This window comes from Levilactobacillus enshiensis (assembly GCF_007115095.1).
GTDB lineage: Bacteria > Bacillota > Bacilli > Lactobacillales > Lactobacillaceae > Levilactobacillus > Levilactobacillus enshiensis.
In genome coordinates this window covers 102,702-119,379 of the sequence record NZ_SULH01000011.1, presented here as the reverse complement: position 1 = coordinate 119,379, position 16,678 = coordinate 102,702, and the positions used below count along the sequence as shown (strand labels likewise).

Sequence of the window (16,678 nt, the reverse complement as noted above, 5' to 3'; positions counted from 1 at the left end):
TGGCTTTGACACACAAAAGCCAGCGCCTTGAGACGCTGGCCAGTACCCAGGGCTTATAGCCCTAGAGAAAACCACCCGTTCAACGGGTGGTTTTTATTTGGGACTTAGGGAAGACTTGATGGGGGTTCTTAAGCAGTAGCTGTAGAAGTTGAAACTCCTTTTTGGGCAGTACGAGCACGTGATCATTGACCGTAATTTGATGCGTCGTTAGATTAATTTGGATGTCATTAAAAGTCAAAGTTGTATTTGCTACGGGGCTAGTGGCTGTCGGTGAACGTAATTGAACTTGAATGCGGGCCAAAAGCTCATCAATATCAAAGGGCTTCGTAAGATAATCGTTGGCACCGGCTTTGAGCAATGCTACAGTTTTAGTTTTTGACTGAATGGCGGTTAGAACTAAGACGGGAACGTTGGATGTCTTCCGAATGGTCTTTAGGACACTTTCGCCAGTGATATTAGGGAGCATTAAGTCTAAAATAATAAGGTCGGGTTGCTGCTCATTAAAGACTTGTAACCCTTTGATACCGTCCAAAGCGGTTAAGACTTGGTACTGTGGGCTTAAGACGGCATTTAGAAGTTGTTGAATATCAGTATGATCTTCGATTAATAGGATTTTTAGCATTAGTCTGAGTGGCTCCTTAATTTCGTATACATACAATTATATATGAAGACCGAAACAGTCACAATTTAGGATAAATTAAGGTTTATTTATCACGAGAGTTAAGAAACCATCACTAAGATTAGTAATGGTTAAAGGTAAACAGGAGAGGAAATGACGATAATAATGAGTGAAGATGTGTTGACTATCACTAATGTCAGTAAGCACTTTGGTAAGTTTCAGGCGCTCGATGACGTTAGTTTGACCGTTAAAAGCGGTGATATTTATGGCCTACTTGGGGAGAATGGGGCGGGAAAAACGACACTTATGCGCTTGATTACGGGATTGTCACTCTTAAAACAAGGCAAGATTTTCTTATTAGGCGAGCAAGCAGGCCATTATCAGCAGGCACTGCGCCGAACAGGGGCGATTATCGAAAATCCAACGGCCTTTCCAGGATTAACGGTTAAACAAAACCTAAAGCTCTGTGCGATTCAACATGGCATTTCGGAGCCGAACTTACTTAAGGAAACGTTGGATTTTGTTGGACTAACAACTAAGCAGTCAACCAAGGCAAGTCACCTGTCATTGGGGCAACGACAGCGACTCGGATTGGCATTAGTAACGCTACCACGACCAGACTTCTTAATTTTAGATGAGCCAATCAACGGACTTGATCCCAGTGGAATCATCGAATTTCGTCAGTTAATTAAGCGGCTAAATGAAGAACGCCATACAACAATTTTAATTTCGAGTCATATCTTATCTGAACTTTACCAAGTTTCCAATCGCTTTGGTATTTTGCATCACGGGCGATTGATTAAACAGCTGACCAAATCCGAGTTAGATGCTGCTAATCAGTCTGGACTGGAAATTGAAGTTGATCAGGTCGCGGCTGCGGGACAAGTGTTAGATCATGCGGTGGCTGGTGACTTTGAAATTCTGGATGACCATCATCTCATGGTTCAGCACAGTTCTTTCTCGGCAGCGAAAATCAATCAACTGCTGGTGCAAGGGGGAATTGCCGTAACTCAAATTGTGCAACGAGAGGGCTCGCTGGAAGAGTACTATACCAGTCTGCTTGCAAGGGAGGATCAGCAGCATGCTTAATCAAATTAAGGCGGACAGCTATCGACAACTGCATACTTGGGGCAGTTATATCGTCTTGGCATTGACGGTCTTACTCAGTGTTTTGATTACTGTCTATGAGAGCACGGGCGGTATTATGATTAAGGCCGCTACCATGCAAGAGTTCGAAAGTAGCAAGTGGACGGTCATGACGGGGTTGAAAAGTGCAACGCTATCTTCGACAATGCTGGTATATATCGACATTGCACTGTTTGTGATTGTTATTGGCCAGGAGTTTTCGAAGAAGACCTATAAAAATACGTTGATTTCAGGAATTTCGAGATTGGGTTTCATTTTAGGAAAGTTTTTCACGATGTTGTTGGACATTCTTTTTCTAACGCTAATCTTCTATGGCGTAGTTGTCTTGAGCAGTCTAATGGCTGGTCGAGCTGGTGGGGCTTCGCTAATGTCTTTAGTGCGGACATTGGGGCTAATGACGGTGACAATTAGTTTTTTTATCAGTGTCATTTTCAGCATCGGTGTCATCGTACTGGTCCTGATGGATTCAGTGGTCATCGCAACTGTATTTATGGCGTTGTGGCCAATCTTGATTGCAATTCTAGTCAGCTTCACGAATTGGCACTGGCTGAAATACATTGACTTTACAGGTGTTGCCCAGCAGATAACGTTAGGTGCACTAAAGGTTGATGCGCTTTGGCCATATATTGGGGTGAGTGTAGGGGTGCTGATACTGACGATTGTGGGGGCAGCCATGGTTATTCAGCGCAAAGAACTATAGGGGGAAAGATAAGTTATGAGCAGCAGTAAGGTAAAAGGGGTAATCGCAGTCCTAGTGGTATTAGTTTTAGGTGTTGAAACTGTTAAAATTATCCGGATGCCGCATCATTTAACGACTGCGCAAATCTTGCAGCGATTCAGCTGGCATGTAGACACAAAGGACGGTTCTGCGGGGGTTGCTAAGTTTTCTAAAACGTTGATGAAAGTTACGGACGCGCAGACGACTCATAAATATCGCTATGTAATTGATGATTATAATCAGGTGTTGCGGATTAAGAGTGGCAGTCTCAAGGGGAAATACGATATGAAGATGGACACTATCGATTATAAATTGGTCCCCGAAAAAGCAAGTCACCGAAAAAGCAAGTCACCAACAAAGGGTATTTAAGTTACTTAGAAACGATTGATGGGAGAAGAGAATATGCTATTTTTGTTAGAACTACCATTATTTTTATTGCGGATGGGATTATTGGTTGTCAGATTGTTCTTTCATCTCTTTTGGATTTTATTGATTGTGGTACTTTTAGTGGGGGTACTCGGTTGGAAGACGATATTGCCGATCGTTTTTTGAATAATAGTGACTAGTCGTTTAGGTACTCGAAAAATAATTTAGTTAATAGTATCGGTTATTTTTGGAAAAATAGGAGATTACGCTTTTTGCTTTTGCCCATTTAACGTGAAGCGTAAATTACTAAAGAGCTGATGGCCTCGGAAGATTGAGGTCATCAGCTCTTATGCTATGAACTAATTTATTTTTTAATAAGCGGTGTTTCTTCGACGGTCCAAGCCATTACTTTTTTCTTTCTTAGTCGTCTTTTGATAGGTGTCAGACTTTGCGTAAATTTTGTTCATTAGGTAGCCAATCATAGCGGGCTAATGCGTCTTGTAAAGCACGAGTCGAATCACGCGCATAGACCAGCTTCAGGGTGTGAGTATTATCAAACAACCGAATATCATCGACCATACTGGCAATTATTGGCAGGTTCTGCAAGGATTGCCGATAGCGTTTGACAATCACATCGGCTGGAATGCCATGGCCGCCCTTAGTCACCCGATTGTTAACCCGCTTGATGGCTAGTGTGGGTGATGCTAGTGAAACGTAGACAAGCGTGACGTGAAAGCCCTTATCGTGAGCCCGTTTGATGAAGCGCTGCTGCGCATGGCCGCTTCCCGCCAATGTTGTTTCAACATGAAAGCCGGTATTGGTCGTTATTGCAGTGTTGATAGCAGCAATCTCAGTCCGCATCGCTGCCAAGTTATCACTGTCCCGACGCCAATCGCCATTTTGAGAACGAAGAATTTCGTCGGCGTTAATTCGTTGTGTATTTTTGAATAGGCCGGGATACACCTCAAACAAAGTGCTTTTACCAGCGCCATTCACGCCGGAAATAATCATGTACTCACTCATTAGCGTACGAACCCGTCACGATTGATAATCTGTAATTGTTTTTGCGCGATAACCGCTTCGAATTTGGCCTTGTAAGCCGCTTTCTTGTTGACGTCCGGTTCGTATAACGCACCATGCATGAGTTCATCAAGTGTTAAATTTTTAGCTGGCTTAAAAGCCGCTTCTTTAGGGGTGTTGGTCATGCTCGATACCTGGCTTTCCTATCTAATGGTGACAATACGATTGGTAACTGCTATTTTAGCAGAAAAACTTTTGGTATTCTAGACGAAATCAGGCAGCAAAAAACGAATTTGGATAAGCCATTTGTTGGTAATATAAGTAATGCATGCATGCCAAATCATTTCACTTCTAAGTTAGCATTAGCACGGCGGGCCAATGCTAGAAATTGTTGTTCTTCTGGTGTAAAGCCAGCAAAGAGTCCTTTGCTCGTTTGTCAGTCATGCTTATCAAGTTGGGCATATTTGGTTAATTCTAGCGGGGTTACCGTGACTAGCTTAGAACGGCCGTCGGTAGGATTGGGCACTAGGATCACAATTTCTGCAATGGATGACGCATACGTGTTTATAATGGAAAAGGCTAAATAGTAAGCAATGCAAGGTGGTGTTCTCTATCAGTAGAGTTGACCATCTCTTTAATTTTATTGAAAAACGGCTGACTTTTCTCTTGCTATGGAGTGCACACCATAGGTTATGATGTAATCAGAAGTGAAGGTGAATGTAAGTGAAAAGTAGTGATGTTGCTAAGAAATTTGATGTCTCGATTGATGCCCTTCGATATTGGGAAAAAGCAGGGATGATTCCTAAAGTTCCTCGCAACTCGCGCGGATACCGCGATTACACACAGAATGAAATTGAGTGGATTGATTTTGTAACTTGCATGCGCAGCTCAGGAGTTGGTATTTCAACGTTGGTGACGTACTATCAATTATTTAAAGATGGTGTCGAAACCAAGCAGAAACGCCAGCAGCTATTGAGAGGACAACTGGTCGATATGGCACGGCGGATTAAGGATATGCAGAAAGCTTATGCCAGACTAGAAGAGAAGCTGATGCACTACGATGACCATGTTGAAGGGGTCTTTACAAAACAGGAGGTTAAAAAATGAAAGTTGTTGTTATTGGTGGTTACGGGCACATTGGGTCTTATTTAGTTCCCAAATTGGTGAAACTGGGAAATGAAGTTATCGTGATCAGTCGGCATGAACGCCAGCCCTACGTAGATGACTGGGCTTGGCAAAGAGCGAGGTTTGTCGCATTAGATAGAAATGATACAGAAGTATTCACGCAAAAGCTGGTTGAGTTGGATGCCGATATTGTCATTGACCTAGTGAATTTCAAGTTTGAAAACACGAAGAAAATTGTAGCGGTTTTAAAAAAAACAAAGCTTAGTCATTATTTGTTTTGTTCTTCCGTCTGGGCTCATGGCAGGGCACAAACTTTACCAGTTGAACCCAATGGCGTGAAAGCTCCGTTAGACGATTACGGAAAGAATAAATATCAGAGTGAACGGTACTTGAAAGAAGAGTATCGTCAGAATGGGTTCCCAGCAACTGTGATTATGCCGGGTCAAATTTCTGGTCCAGGTTGGGATATTATTAATCCAGAGGGCAATCAAAATAGCCAAGTCTTCCAAGATATTGCTGATGGCAAGCAGATTACGCTGCCGAACTTTGGCATGGAGACCTTGCATCATGTGCATGCTAGCGATGTGGCGCAACAGTTTGTAGATGCCGTTCAACATCGGAATCAAGCTCTAGGTGAGAGCTTCCATGCGGTTTCAGCGAATTCAATTACCTTGTATGGTTATGCTCGGTTGATGTATCATTTCTTCCATCAAGAAGCTAAGATTGACTTCTTACCGTGGCCTGATTGGGTCACTATGCTAGACAGGCCAGTTGACAGTGACAAGACGTACTATCACATCGCCCGCAGCGGTCAGTATAGCATTGCCAATGCCCAGCAGCTCATTGGTTATCAACCACAGTATTCGGTGGAGGAGACCATTGAACTGAGTATTCAGGGAGCCGTGAACCGTGGTGCGATTAAGATAAATTAAAAGTTAGTTGTGATACCAAAGTGCTCGCTAATTGTTAGATTTAGCTATGTCTAACAATTAGCGGGCACTTTAGTTTGTCGAATCTTTTTAGAAGTATCGCTAAAGTAAGTACACGGATATAAATCGCTAGTGCTTTGGTGTACCACAGAAACCGTCACAGGCGCATTTGCGATCAGAGATCATTGGGCAGTGACAAATACCATCGGCACTTGCACAGCCGCAACCAGGGGTGCACGTCATCCCAGCATGGCAAAAGGGATTGTCTTCGGCTTTCGTCTCGTCCTTTTTAACGTTTTCAGTCATTGTTATCACCTCGAATTCAGTAATCTAGCAACTTTCCAGGCCATCGGTGCTGACTAGGGCAAAGTCCGCTTCGAGTTTCTGGATTAGCCGCGCTTGTTCTTGCTCAGTTAATTGGGGCCGCTCACTACTAGCGGCAGGATGCATGAGGACCTGCTGGTATAAGTCAGTTTTGGCACTCGTCGGGGTATCCGCCTTTACAGCTACTGGCGACATCAAGTCCAGCGGCTGTATCGACGTATGCGGTGCCATTATTGACGATAAAACCCACTGCAAAATAATCCTGATGGTTAACCAGAAAATACGTCGTCATCATAAGTCTCCTTTCGAAGCAGAGAGTCACTACCTATTCAGAGTATACTAGTTAGAACCAATAAAACAATATGGCTGGTATCTTTGACTGACTTGAGGTATCCGCTAAAGCCATAGTTAAACAGGCGGAATTATGCCGATTATCTGCGACTGCGGTGAAAATGTGAAGTTGATTGGCTAGGACCGTTGAAAAAGTTTTAGCGATACATGGCCTTGATTTTATTAATTTCAGCTAGGTAGCCAGTTTGTAAGGATTTTGGTTCTAGGATTTCAACGTTAGTTCCCAGGGATAGTAAATACTGAATCATGTAATCATATTCGTCTTGGTTGTAGCCACCATACAAGTAGTCTTGATTGTCAATGTGTTCAAGCTGCATGTTTGCATAGTGATTCCGCTGAACGATTTCACGTCCTCTCGGGGTCAGCTTGCACCTGTAAGAAATATTATGATGGTGTTGATCATAGGCGGCTTGACTTTGTTTAAGGGCTTCGTAACTGAACAGAGCTGGTTGGTAAGTAACGGTGAGCCCAGTTACTGTATCGCAGCGAATGATTTTCCACTGTCGTGTGGCTAAGTTAACACCACTGACGAACCAAACACCGTTTCGGAAGAGAAGATCGAATAGCTGGAACGGTTGTGGGGTTGCCCGGCCTTTTAGCTGTAAGGTCACGACGGTCTCGTTTAAAATGGCATTTAGCAACGGCTGTAGGAGTTGGGGACCATCGAGATTAGGAATGGCATAGTAATTGACCACGTCCTGCAATCGCGTCACTTTTTGCTGTTCAGCTAGGGGTAAGGTCGCCATGAGTTTTTGGTAAATAGTGGTGTAGGATTTCTCAAACGGTGTCGCTGATAGTAGGCTGAGGGCTTTGAGGGCAAAGAAGAGTGCATTGATCTCTTGCATGTTCAATAGTACGGGGACCCACAGTTGGCGTTTGGTAAGTTTATAGCCGCCGTAACGGCCGGGTTCGACGTAAAAGGTGAGTCCTAATTGCTCTAGAGATTGAATATCACGTAAGGCGGTACGTTTTGAAATAGCAAAGGTTGTCATTAAATCTTTGATGTGGAAGCCATTTTTGTAGCTTAAGAAAATTAACTCTTGGTTTAATCGTTCAGAGCGCGTCATAGTAAATTCCTTTCCAAATGCTTTTTAATGGTGACGGTGATTGGCACCTTTAACGTTTAGTATAGGCCTTGTTAAAAGATAACAGAAATGAGGACTGACTAATGATGAAAACGTTACTGATTAATGCGCATCCTGATTTTCGGAATGCCACCCACTACTCGATTCAATTGGCACAGGACTTTTTAATGCAGTTTCGGGTCGCTTTTCCAAATGAGACCGTCGATGTTTTGAATCTTTACGATACCGAAATTCCACAGGCGACGACGAAAGAACTGCTGGGTATCTGGGAGAAGCAAAAGAACCACGTGCATTTAAATCTTAAGGAACAATGTGTGTATGAAGTTAATCAACAGTTGCTTGCCCAGTTCAAAGCCCATCATCGGATCGTGATTGCCACGCCGCTGCATAACTTTAACGTGACAGCGAAGTTAAAGGACTACATGGATAATATTTTAGTGGCGCGTGAAACATTTCGGTATACAACGGCTGGTTCGGTTGGTCTGATGACGGACAATTACAAGGTGATGCTGTTACAGGCCAGCGGTTCAGTTTATACCCGTAATGATCGTTATACATCGATGGAATTTTCGCGGATGTACCTGGAGAAAATGTTTACTGAGATTATGGGTTTTGATAAGTTTTACATGGTCCGGGTCCAGGGAACCCAAACGCACGGTGTTGATATTCGTCAGGCTGTTAAAGAGGGGCACACGGAATTGACGACAGTTTTTTCGAAGTTTTATCAATAACAACGACTTGTGTGTGCTGATTGATAGATGAGTTAGTATAACGATTCAAAAAAGATCCGGGAATCCTTTGTGGTGATGAGTAAGGACATTAAAGTCCCGCTTCGGGCTAACTTGATGTTGCGTGCTTCCGATACGTGTTGAATGGCCAGCGTACGTTTGTGAGCGAATACTATAATCGGTAACTCTTAGCCCTTATTAAGGAACATGTCTGCTATACGAAGTCGGTCTGTTAGAGCAAACGTAGAAAATTTTGAAAAATTTCTAAAATTAGATTGGCCTGCCAATTACCCGAAATAATAGCGAGGTGTCATTGGAAGACAGTGTGAAGATTTTTATAATAGCTTCTTCACGATATCTTTGTTTAGTAAGGTATGCCGAAAAATGACAATAAGCCCCAGCTCTATCTCATAAAATTGAGATAAGGCTGGGGCTTATTGAGTGAAGGATTCACTTATCTAGTGGGTATTCCCTACTAGAGTGATCCGTTGCCGGATATAAGTCTGCTGTTCAAGAACATCTAAGATACCCATGGCAAAGTCTGCATAGCTAATATAACTATCGGCGTCATTTTTAGCTAAATAGTCCTCGCCGTCAATGTGATAATTACCAGTGGCGGAACCTTCAGCATCGTAATTAAAAGCAGGCGTGACATACGTCCAAGCTAAATTGGAATATGATCGCAACCGTGCAAGGCTAGCGACTAAAACGTCTGCTAAGGGTAACCAGTCTTGTGGGTAGTCTTCACGATCTTTCAACATTCTCGTGTGATCGGCATTAATGTAGAGCGTTCCGGCACCACCAACTTTGAGATAGCGGGTTTTCGTATTAGCTAAGATTTGCGCAATATGAGAAATACCGTCCGTATGAACAGCAAAGGTCGCTGGTGTCCAAGCACTGACGGCATCCACAACGGCGTCGACGCCTTTGGACGACGCTATGCGTTCAAGAAGCCAGGGAAACCACTACGAAACAAATCCGTTTCATTGGGTACTATTGGTGATTAACTCATTTAATTACTATGAATGGGAAATTAAATAGAGCCAAAGGAAATGCTACCATTCCCCCAATTAAAAAGCCGGACTAGTAGCATTTCTTGTTTTGCAAAAGTATCTCCAAGGACTGAAATGATAGTCAGTCTCTGGGGATACTTTCATTTTTGGTTAAAAACTTGTAGAAAGGCATTTAAGAAATTATCCGTTATTCTACCGGGAAACTTGGTACTTATTAGGCCATAAGGAACCGTTATTTTCGTCTCCAATGGAATAGTGACCAGATTTGGATGAATATCTTTCCAAGGGGTTAATGAAATCAACGCAATATTTTCATCGACGGCTCTATTAAAGGTATTGATGTCGTAACGACCATCGGTTTCCACCATGCGGATACTAGAAACCGTATTTAGCATTTCTGAACGCAATTGATCATTTTTCTCGCTGATACCCGTTGGTACCGTAAGCAGTCTTTGATTGGCTAAATTTTCAAATTTAATGGTGTCGAGCTGTGCCAGTGGGTTGTCACTTCTCACGGCAATTCCAAAATGGTAGGCCCCTAATTTTATCGCTCTAAATGATTGTTTGAGTGTGGTATTGTCGAAGGTTCCGACAATTAAATCACTACTGCGACCCAAAAGCGCGTATTCACGATTGCTAGAAGTTAAGTCTTCCTGTAATTGGACGAGACGCAATTGAAATTTGGACAATCTTGGTGCTAGTTGTCGCCACAACACCATGAACGGATCTGCCGGGTGAAGGATTGAGGTGCCAATCGAAATGACCTGTTTGTCATCCAAACGGACTTTCCGGGTCTCTTCAATGGCAGTATCCAGTAAAGCTAGTAGTTGGTGTACATAAGGTAAGAATTTCTTCCCCTGGGGGGTCAGGGTCACCCCGGTCGCGGTTCGCAAAAATAGCTTTAGATTGAGCTCCGTTTCTAACCGATTGATTTGTTTCATGACGGCTGTTCCAGAAATGAAGCTCTGCTCACCGGCCTTGGTAAAGCTGCCAAACTCACTGACCCTGATAAAAGTTTGAAGTTGATTAATATCCATACGTGTTCCCCCTTATAAACTAAGTATAAACTTTTGGTTGATAGTTAGTCAACCAGGTAGTTCTTCAAAAAGCAGCAATTCCGGATATACTGGTAACTGTAATCAAAAAGGCAAGGAGGGACGGAAATAATAGTATGAACAGAAAAGTTATATTAGTGATCATGCCTATATTACTGCTTGGACTATTCATAACGGTTGTATTTAACCGAAAGGAAGTAACAAGTAAACCAGATGTCGTAGTGAAAGTGCCATCAGTAGAGACGACATTAAGCAACGATGATGTTGTAGGTATTTGGATTAACCACCATGATAAGAAGCTTCATCAAAAAATTACATTCACTGCAAATCATAGGTGGCAAGAAAATCAACATGGAATCACCAATATCTACTCGGGTACTTGGAAACGGGTAGGCCATAACAGAATTTCTTTGGCACCTTATGGTGAAAAAATTCAGCTTTATGGGAATGAGTTGCAAATGATGAAGGTTTTAAATTATAACCACATTTTAGACAAAGAATCAAAATAATTGGAGGAAATAAGTTATGACGTTGAAAAATAAAGTGATTGTGATTACGGGTGCTTCTTCTGGAATTGGTGAAGCCAGTGCCAAGTTATTGGCTAGTCAGGGCGCTAAAGTTGTTTTGGGAGCACGTCGTGAAGATCGGCTTCAAAGCCTCATGGAGAGCATTAAAGATCAGGGCGGTCAGGCAACTTATCGCGTGACGGATGTGACGAGGCCAGAGGATCTAGTTGCTCTGGTGTCACTAGCAAAAGAGACGTATGGCGGGATTGATGTGATTTTTAATAATGCTGGTATTATGCCAACGTCTCCAATTAGCGCTTTAAAAACGGACGAATGGAACAAGATGATCGATGTGAACTTAAAGGGTGTTCTGAACGGTGTGGCCGCTGTTATGCCGGAGTTCACCAAGCAAAAACATGGCCAAATCATGACCACTTCTTCAGTGGCGGGGATTAAAAGTTTTGTTGGTTCGGGTGTCTACGGGGCGACTAAGTTTGCTGTTCGTAATTTGATGGAGGTTATCCGAATGGAAAGTGCCCGTGAGCATACTAACATTCGAACAACCAGTTTGTATCCAGCTGCTATCAATACGGAATTACTACAAACAATTACTGATAGTGCTTCAAAGCGGGGCATGAGTAAACTCTACCAGTCTGTTGGAATCACGCCAGATGCTGTAGCAAGAGTCGTTAGCTTTGCAATTGATCAACCGGATGATGTCAATGTAAGTGAGTTTACGATTTATCCAACAAAGCAAGGGTAATTTTGTACGGTATGTATCAGGATCACGATAGTTATTTTACAAGTAAGCGAAAGAGGTAAAAATGAAAAAAATCATTCTATTAGGAGCTACAAGTAATATTTCAAAATTCTTAATCCCTGAATTGTTAAAACAAACAGATGTCCAACTGGTTTTATTCGCGCGGCACGCGACCAGTCGCTTGAAGGAATATACAAACATGACGAACGTTTCTTTAGTCGACGGTAATTGGAATCATGTAGAAGATTTAAAAAGAGCACTGACTGATGGCGATATTGTCTACTTGGCAACGGGGCACTTTACAACGGCGAACCAAAATGTTGTGCAAGCGATGAAATCAACTCATGTTGAAAGACTAATCGTGGCTGGTGGATTAGGGATTTACGATGAAGTTGTCGGTGATTTTGGCCGCTGGAACGCTCGGATGATGGGAGACTATACGGAAATCAAACGGGCCGCTAAGGTCATTGACGATAGTGACTTAAACTATACTTTTCTACGAATGGCCTGGCTGTATAATGACGTTCATCACGCTGACTATAAGGTGATTCCGCAGGGAACCGATTTTAAGGATACGCAAGTCACACGGCAGGCAGTCGCAAGCCTAATTGCTAGGATTATGCAGAATCCAGAGCTATATCAGCGAGCCAGTATAGGAGTTGCAGAGCCTAACACGGCGTGGTCCAAGCCATCTTTCTATTAGGAGATGAATTCATGAAAGTCACAGTAACTTTGGACGAAAAAGGTTATTTACCAGCGATTTATACCAGTTTGGCGAATACAAGACGTGCCAACCAACCGATTATTTCCTTCCCAATCGAATTAACAAATATGCCAAAAGAGGCTGTAGCACTGGCAGTAACGCTAATCGATTATGACGCCGTACCATTGACGGGTTTTCCGTTTATTCATTGGTTAGCAACTAATATTCCTATAATGTCGGAAATCCCGGCTGACTTTAGTAGAAATTTTGTGGGACCGCAGGGGCAGAACTCCTGGGAATCTCGATTTTACGAGCTAGATGATGACTATTTTACCAACCATTATGCGGGACCTAACCCACCAGACCAGCCACACCATTACACGCTAACGACATTTGCGTTAGCCCATGATTTAGACTTGAAAAACGGCTTTTTTTACAATGATTTTCGCACAGCACTTAGCGATAGCGTAATGGCGAAAGCGGAAATACAGATTTTAGCAAAATAAATTAAAAGGAGCATCATTGATAATGACTAAAAATGAGAATGACGTAAAGCATGGATTGTTTGGTATTGGGGACCTAAACCTGGCCTTCAAGGATTATTTTGTGGGAAATAGCTATCACAATTCATTGGTTAAGGATCCCGCTGTGAACGTGACGGTTAGTAATGTTAGCTTTGAACCAGGGGCACGTAATAATTGGCATATCCACCATGATGGTTATCAAATTTTGTTAGTAACGGGTGGCGAAGGCTGGTACCAAGAGACTGGTAAGCCGGCTCGACGCTTACATCCCGGTGATGTTGTCGTCACGCATGACGGTGTTAAACATTGGCACGGCGCCACTAAGGATAGTTGGTTCAGCCATTTGGCGATTACTGCTGGTACGCCAGAATGGCTAGAACCAGTTAGCGATTCTGACTATAAAAGTCTAAATTAGGAAGTGATTAATTTGAAAAAAATAAAAATTACCCTTGATGGGAAAGTACTAACGGCTAATCTTGAAGACAATCAAACTACAGCCGCGCTGATTGAGAAAATGCCACGCCAACTGGATATGATGAATTTATACGCTCGAGAATTAACGTATCGGTTTAGCCAGGCATTACCGGTAAACGAGGCACATACAGCAGGATACGCAGTGGGTGATATTGCTTATTGGACACCTCGACATAGCTTCGTTATCTTTTATAAACAAACGGGTGAAGTGATTAGTAACTTGCAAAGGGTTGGCCATATCAATGACAGCGAGATCCTTTCTCAACTTCATATGGGTAGTCACGTTCAATTAACGCTAGAAAGCATTGATTAAGAATGCTATTCGCAGTGTTTGATGTCACTGATGGCCTTACCGTCAAGGGATAGATTGGTTTGACGGTTGATCATGAAATGTCAATTTACGGGAGGTTATTTATGAAGCATGTTTTAATCTTAGGTGCTTACGGCCGGATTGCCAGGATTGTAGAACAGGAGTTGCTCAATGCGTGTGATGTCCATTTAACCTTAGTCTTACGAAATGCGGATCGGTTGAAGATTTTAGATAAAAATCGGGAAACCGTTGTTGAGGGTGATGTGTCGGATTACAAGCTGGTATCGACGATAATGGCTGGGCAAGACGTGGTTTATGCAAATTTAGCTGGTGGTATGGCGCTGATGGCGAAAGTTATCGTTCGTGCGATGCGTGTTAACCAGGTGAAACAGCTGATTTGGATTACTGGTTCGGGATTGTACCATGAAACGCCCGACCCATTTGGCACGTGGGTTGAAAATACAGTGGGACATGCTAACAAGGAGGATACTCGGAAGGCGGCCAGAATTATTGAAAGTTCTGATTTGAAGTATACGATTATCCGTGCTGCGTACATGACGAATGACCATGAAATAGACTACGAGTTGACGCAAAAGGGCGAAGTCTTTAAAGGAACGCTAGTCTCGCGTGCTAGTATTGCCGATTTGATTTTGAAGATTATCGCCGACCCGAGTCGATATGTTAGAGCAAGCCTAGGAATCTCGAAACCCGGAACGGACAACAAATTACCCGAAATAATGGCGGGGTCAATGAAAGATATGGTGTAGCGACTCATTTTTCCCACGATACCTTTAACTAGCGGAAAGCCAAATAAGGAACACACTAACGAAAGTCAATCGCCGACTTAGCTAGCGTGTTCCTTGTTTTAATAAAAATTTAGATTAAACGCTTGTATCAGAGACGCAAATCAGAAATAGGCTTTATACCCCAAATAAATAGCTAAGATAATTGCAACCCACCCGACAGTTATCTTAATCACTTTTGCCGGAATGAAGCGTAAAATGATGGGGCCAATATAGCCGCCAATAAATAGTCCTGATATTAGTGGCAACATAACGCTCCAATCAATTGGAAGTTGGATAATAAATATAATTGAAGCAACGATGTTATTGATGAATGCTGCAAAATTCCGCATCGCATTATAGATGATATATTCATTGTTTATGATTCTTGAAAGCACGGCGATCATCAATAAACCAGAAGCAGCACCAAAGTAACCATTATAGGTGCCAACGAGAAAAAGAATGACTAAATTAAAGTAAATAAGTAATCTAGACTGACGATACGATGCCTCGACTTTTGAATGAGGCCATAAGAGTAATATGCCAGCCATTAGAATAAACCACGGCACCATACCTTGAAAGCTAGTTGACGAACTCTTTGTAAGCAGCCAAGCCCCCAAAATACCGCCGCTAGCATTGAGGCCCGCAATTTTAATGGCTGTCCACCATTGACCGCGTAGCTCCTTTAATGAACTCAGAACGGTACCAACGCCAGCACTAACTTGTGCGACAGTGATGGTAGCGTTAGCAGAAATTGCCGGGACACCAATCGCCAATAACACGGGATATAACGTTAGTGAGGCCATACCAATAATTCCAGTTAAGACGCCGGCCAACAAACTCATGACAACTAAAAAAAATATTGATAGCATAGTTTCCCTTCACATCAACGGCACTGTTGAGTTTGGTTACGCCTGCACTTACCAATATTTATTACACATATTATAACACATGAAAGCAACTTAGAAAGTGGAGAGGCAGACAGCCATTGAAAGTTAAGGGTTATTAGAGGAATGACTAATATATTTGAAGAATATTTTCGATAGTGTAAGGAATGTCAGGGCTACTGCTCTCTTTTTTTAAAGTGTATAAGTGGACAAATCGGAATGACCCTTTAAATTTGCCTTCGAGTCTACACGAAGGTATAGACTTTGATTTAGATACTTTAAGGAGGTATTTAATTAATATGAAGATTCTAATTCTTGGCGCACATGGGCAAATTGCACAATTGGTTCGATCGCGGCTATTGGCGGAGACCGATACGACGTTAACCCTCTATCTTCGGCAGGCTGATCGTTTGCAAGACGTTCAGAGTACCCGAGAAACGGTGGTTGAGGGAGATGTCAATGACTACACCACATTGAAAGCAGCGATGGTCGGACAGGACCTGGTATTAGCAGATCTCGGTGGTCGCTTTGAACCCATGGTACAGAGCATTGTTCGCTCCATGGAAGAGACTAGTGTTCAACGGTTAATCTACATCACGGGGTTGGGCCTATACCATGAATTACCAGAAAAATTCGATTCATGGTTAGAAGATGCAATTGGTCATGATGTGATGGAAGATACTCGGCGAGCAGCCAAGCTAATTGAGACATCAACATTAAATTATACAATCATTCGGGCAGGATATATGACGAATAACGATGAAGTGGATTATGAACTGACAGAAAAGGGGGAGACCTTTAAGGGGACGACAATCTCCCGAAAAAGCATTGCTGACCTCATTGTAGCGATTGCTAAGCAACCGACATTACATAGTCGGAGCAGTTTAGGCATTGCTAAAGCTGGAACTGATGGCGATATGCCAGTTTATCGTTAATAGTGAGCGCTTGTGTCAAAGCAGAACTAGTGCTTAATTGATGAGATAGATCAGTTATAGTCACTTGATACAGGTAAAGGTAAGCATAATCCGGATGCACTTGGGATTGCGGAGATACTGTTAGGGTCATTTGATGCCTATGCGAACGATCAAGTTGTAAGGCTGGCTTTTATCAGACGAGTAGTGAATAAGGATAGCTAAATGTACATCTTGTTTGCATCTGTTAGAAAGCGGCGCGACTATCTGATTTGGGCGAGCGTCTGTGGTTGATAAAAACTCAGACGCTTTTTAGCATGAACATAGCAGCAGAAAATGTCA

General features: G+C 42.7%; 21 protein-coding genes and 1 pseudogene. 14 read left to right on the top strand and 8 right to left on the bottom strand.

Translation table 11 applies throughout. The features are described 5' to 3' along the window. Positions 1 to 94 precede the first annotated feature (94 nt). Positions 95 to 622, bottom strand: a pseudogene (locus tag FAY32_RS11450) (response regulator transcription factor); the annotation flags it as partial. Positions 623 to 784: 162 nt separating this feature from the next. Here FAY32_RS11450 and FAY32_RS11445 point away from each other — a divergent pair. Genes FAY32_RS11445 through FAY32_RS11435 form a run of 3 tightly spaced genes read left to right on the top strand, consistent with a single transcriptional unit; the run spans position 785 to position 2,852 of the window. Further along, complete coding sequence (locus FAY32_RS11445) at positions 785 to 1,708, top strand: ABC transporter ATP-binding protein (RefSeq protein WP_143463567.1); 924 nt, start codon at positions 785 to 787, stop codon at positions 1,706 to 1,708. Then, complete coding sequence (locus FAY32_RS11440; protein WP_143463566.1) at positions 1,701 to 2,465, top strand: ABC transporter permease; 765 nt, start codon at positions 1,701 to 1,703, stop codon at positions 2,463 to 2,465. The genes FAY32_RS11445 and FAY32_RS11440 overlap by 8 nt, the downstream gene beginning before the upstream one ends. Positions 2,466 to 2,480: 15 nt before the next feature. Then, on the top strand, positions 2,481 to 2,852 hold the full coding sequence (locus FAY32_RS11435; RefSeq protein WP_143463565.1) for a hypothetical protein: 372 nt from the start codon (positions 2,481 to 2,483) through the stop codon (positions 2,850 to 2,852). 438 nt (positions 2,853 to 3,290) lie between these two features. On the opposite strand, the gene FAY32_RS11430 is transcribed toward FAY32_RS11435, so the two are convergent. Together FAY32_RS11430 and FAY32_RS11425 are read right to left on the bottom strand one after the other, a co-directional pair. Continuing rightward, positions 3,291 to 3,872, bottom strand: a complete 582-nt coding sequence (locus FAY32_RS11430) for a zeta toxin family protein (protein ID WP_143463564.1) — start codon at positions 3,870 to 3,872, stop codon at positions 3,291 to 3,293. Continuing rightward, positions 3,872 to 4,054, bottom strand: a complete 183-nt coding sequence (locus FAY32_RS11425) for a hypothetical protein (RefSeq protein ID WP_143463563.1) — start codon at positions 4,052 to 4,054, stop codon at positions 3,872 to 3,874. The genes FAY32_RS11430 and FAY32_RS11425 overlap by 1 nt, the downstream gene beginning before the upstream one ends. 538 nt (positions 4,055 to 4,592) lie before the next feature. On the opposite strand from FAY32_RS11425, the gene FAY32_RS11420 reads away from it, so the two are divergent. Then, a complete protein-coding gene (locus FAY32_RS11420; protein ID WP_143463562.1) occupies positions 4,593 to 4,976 on the top strand; it encodes a MerR family transcriptional regulator in 384 nt (127 codons plus the stop codon). After that, positions 4,973 to 5,926 carry an NAD-dependent epimerase/dehydratase family protein gene (locus FAY32_RS11415; protein WP_143463561.1) on the top strand — a complete coding sequence of 318 codons (954 nt, stop codon included), beginning with the start codon at positions 4,973 to 4,975 and terminating at the stop codon, positions 5,924 to 5,926. The genes FAY32_RS11420 and FAY32_RS11415 overlap by 4 nt, the downstream gene beginning before the upstream one ends. 327 nt (positions 5,927 to 6,253) lie before the next feature. Here the strand turns inward: FAY32_RS11415 and FAY32_RS11410 are convergent, their stop codons facing one another. Together FAY32_RS11410 and FAY32_RS11405 are read right to left on the bottom strand one after the other, a co-directional pair. Next, positions 6,254 to 6,478: a hypothetical protein gene (locus tag FAY32_RS11410; protein WP_143463560.1), complete on the bottom strand. Its 225-nt coding sequence runs from the start codon at positions 6,476 to 6,478 to the stop codon at positions 6,254 to 6,256. 257 nt (positions 6,479 to 6,735) lie between these two features. After that, positions 6,736 to 7,665: a helix-turn-helix transcriptional regulator gene (locus FAY32_RS11405; protein WP_143463559.1), complete on the bottom strand. Its 930-nt coding sequence runs from the start codon at positions 7,663 to 7,665 to the stop codon at positions 6,736 to 6,738. A 101-nt stretch (positions 7,666 to 7,766) separates the two neighbouring features. Here FAY32_RS11405 and FAY32_RS11400 point away from each other — a divergent pair, with 101 nt between their 5' ends. Further along, positions 7,767 to 8,414, top strand: coding sequence for an FMN-dependent NADH-azoreductase (locus FAY32_RS11400; protein WP_143463558.1), 648 nt, complete (start codon positions 7,767 to 7,769; stop codon positions 8,412 to 8,414). A gap of 455 nt (positions 8,415 to 8,869) precedes the next feature. Here FAY32_RS11400 and FAY32_RS11395 read toward each other — a convergent pair whose 3' ends face one another. Next, the gene (locus FAY32_RS11395) at positions 8,870 to 9,322 is read right to left on the bottom strand and encodes an NAD(P)-dependent oxidoreductase (RefSeq protein ID WP_143463557.1); all 453 of its coding nucleotides are present in this window, start codon (positions 9,320 to 9,322) and stop codon (positions 8,870 to 8,872) included. Positions 9,323 to 9,564: 242 nt separating this feature from the next. Then, the gene (locus FAY32_RS11390; RefSeq protein ID WP_143463556.1) at positions 9,565 to 10,461 is read right to left on the bottom strand and encodes a LysR family transcriptional regulator; all 897 of its coding nucleotides are present in this window, start codon (positions 10,459 to 10,461) and stop codon (positions 9,565 to 9,567) included. A gap of 134 nt (positions 10,462 to 10,595) precedes the next feature. On the opposite strand from FAY32_RS11390, the gene FAY32_RS14910 reads away from it, so the two are divergent. From FAY32_RS14910 to FAY32_RS11355, 7 genes are all read left to right on the top strand, one after another. Next, positions 10,596 to 10,988, top strand: coding sequence for a hypothetical protein (locus tag FAY32_RS14910; protein WP_225428340.1), 393 nt, complete (start codon positions 10,596 to 10,598; stop codon positions 10,986 to 10,988). 16 nt (positions 10,989 to 11,004) lie between these two features. After that, a complete protein-coding gene (locus tag FAY32_RS11380) occupies positions 11,005 to 11,748 on the top strand; it encodes an SDR family oxidoreductase (RefSeq protein ID WP_143463555.1) in 744 nt (247 codons plus the stop codon). Between the two features lie 61 nt (positions 11,749 to 11,809). Then, on the top strand, positions 11,810 to 12,448 hold the full coding sequence (locus tag FAY32_RS11375; RefSeq protein ID WP_143463554.1) for an NAD(P)H-binding protein: 639 nt from the start codon (positions 11,810 to 11,812) through the stop codon (positions 12,446 to 12,448). A gap of 11 nt (positions 12,449 to 12,459) precedes the next feature. Beyond that, positions 12,460 to 12,954 carry a YbhB/YbcL family Raf kinase inhibitor-like protein gene (locus FAY32_RS11370; protein WP_143463553.1) on the top strand — a complete coding sequence of 165 codons (495 nt, stop codon included), beginning with the start codon at positions 12,460 to 12,462 and terminating at the stop codon, positions 12,952 to 12,954. Positions 12,955 to 12,976: 22 nt separating this feature from the next. Next, positions 12,977 to 13,387 (top strand): cupin domain-containing protein, encoded by a 411-nt coding sequence (locus FAY32_RS11365; RefSeq protein WP_143463552.1) that lies wholly within the window; start codon positions 12,977 to 12,979, stop codon positions 13,385 to 13,387. 12 nt (positions 13,388 to 13,399) lie between these two features. Next, positions 13,400 to 13,759, top strand: coding sequence for a cyclophilin-like fold protein (locus tag FAY32_RS11360; protein WP_143463551.1), 360 nt, complete (start codon positions 13,400 to 13,402; stop codon positions 13,757 to 13,759). A gap of 101 nt (positions 13,760 to 13,860) precedes the next feature. After that, positions 13,861 to 14,523, top strand: coding sequence for an NAD(P)H-binding protein (locus tag FAY32_RS11355; protein WP_143463550.1), 663 nt, complete (start codon positions 13,861 to 13,863; stop codon positions 14,521 to 14,523). Between the two features lie 140 nt (positions 14,524 to 14,663). Here FAY32_RS11355 and FAY32_RS11350 read toward each other — a convergent pair whose 3' ends face one another. Further along, positions 14,664 to 15,410: a sulfite exporter TauE/SafE family protein gene (locus tag FAY32_RS11350; RefSeq protein ID WP_143463549.1), complete on the bottom strand. Its 747-nt coding sequence runs from the start codon at positions 15,408 to 15,410 to the stop codon at positions 14,664 to 14,666. Between the two features lie 314 nt (positions 15,411 to 15,724). Between FAY32_RS11350 and FAY32_RS11345 the strand changes: the two genes are divergently transcribed. After that, positions 15,725 to 16,360 carry an NAD(P)H-binding protein gene (locus FAY32_RS11345; protein WP_143463548.1) on the top strand — a complete coding sequence of 212 codons (636 nt, stop codon included), beginning with the start codon at positions 15,725 to 15,727 and terminating at the stop codon, positions 16,358 to 16,360. The last annotated feature ends 318 nt before the right edge of the window (positions 16,361 to 16,678 follow it).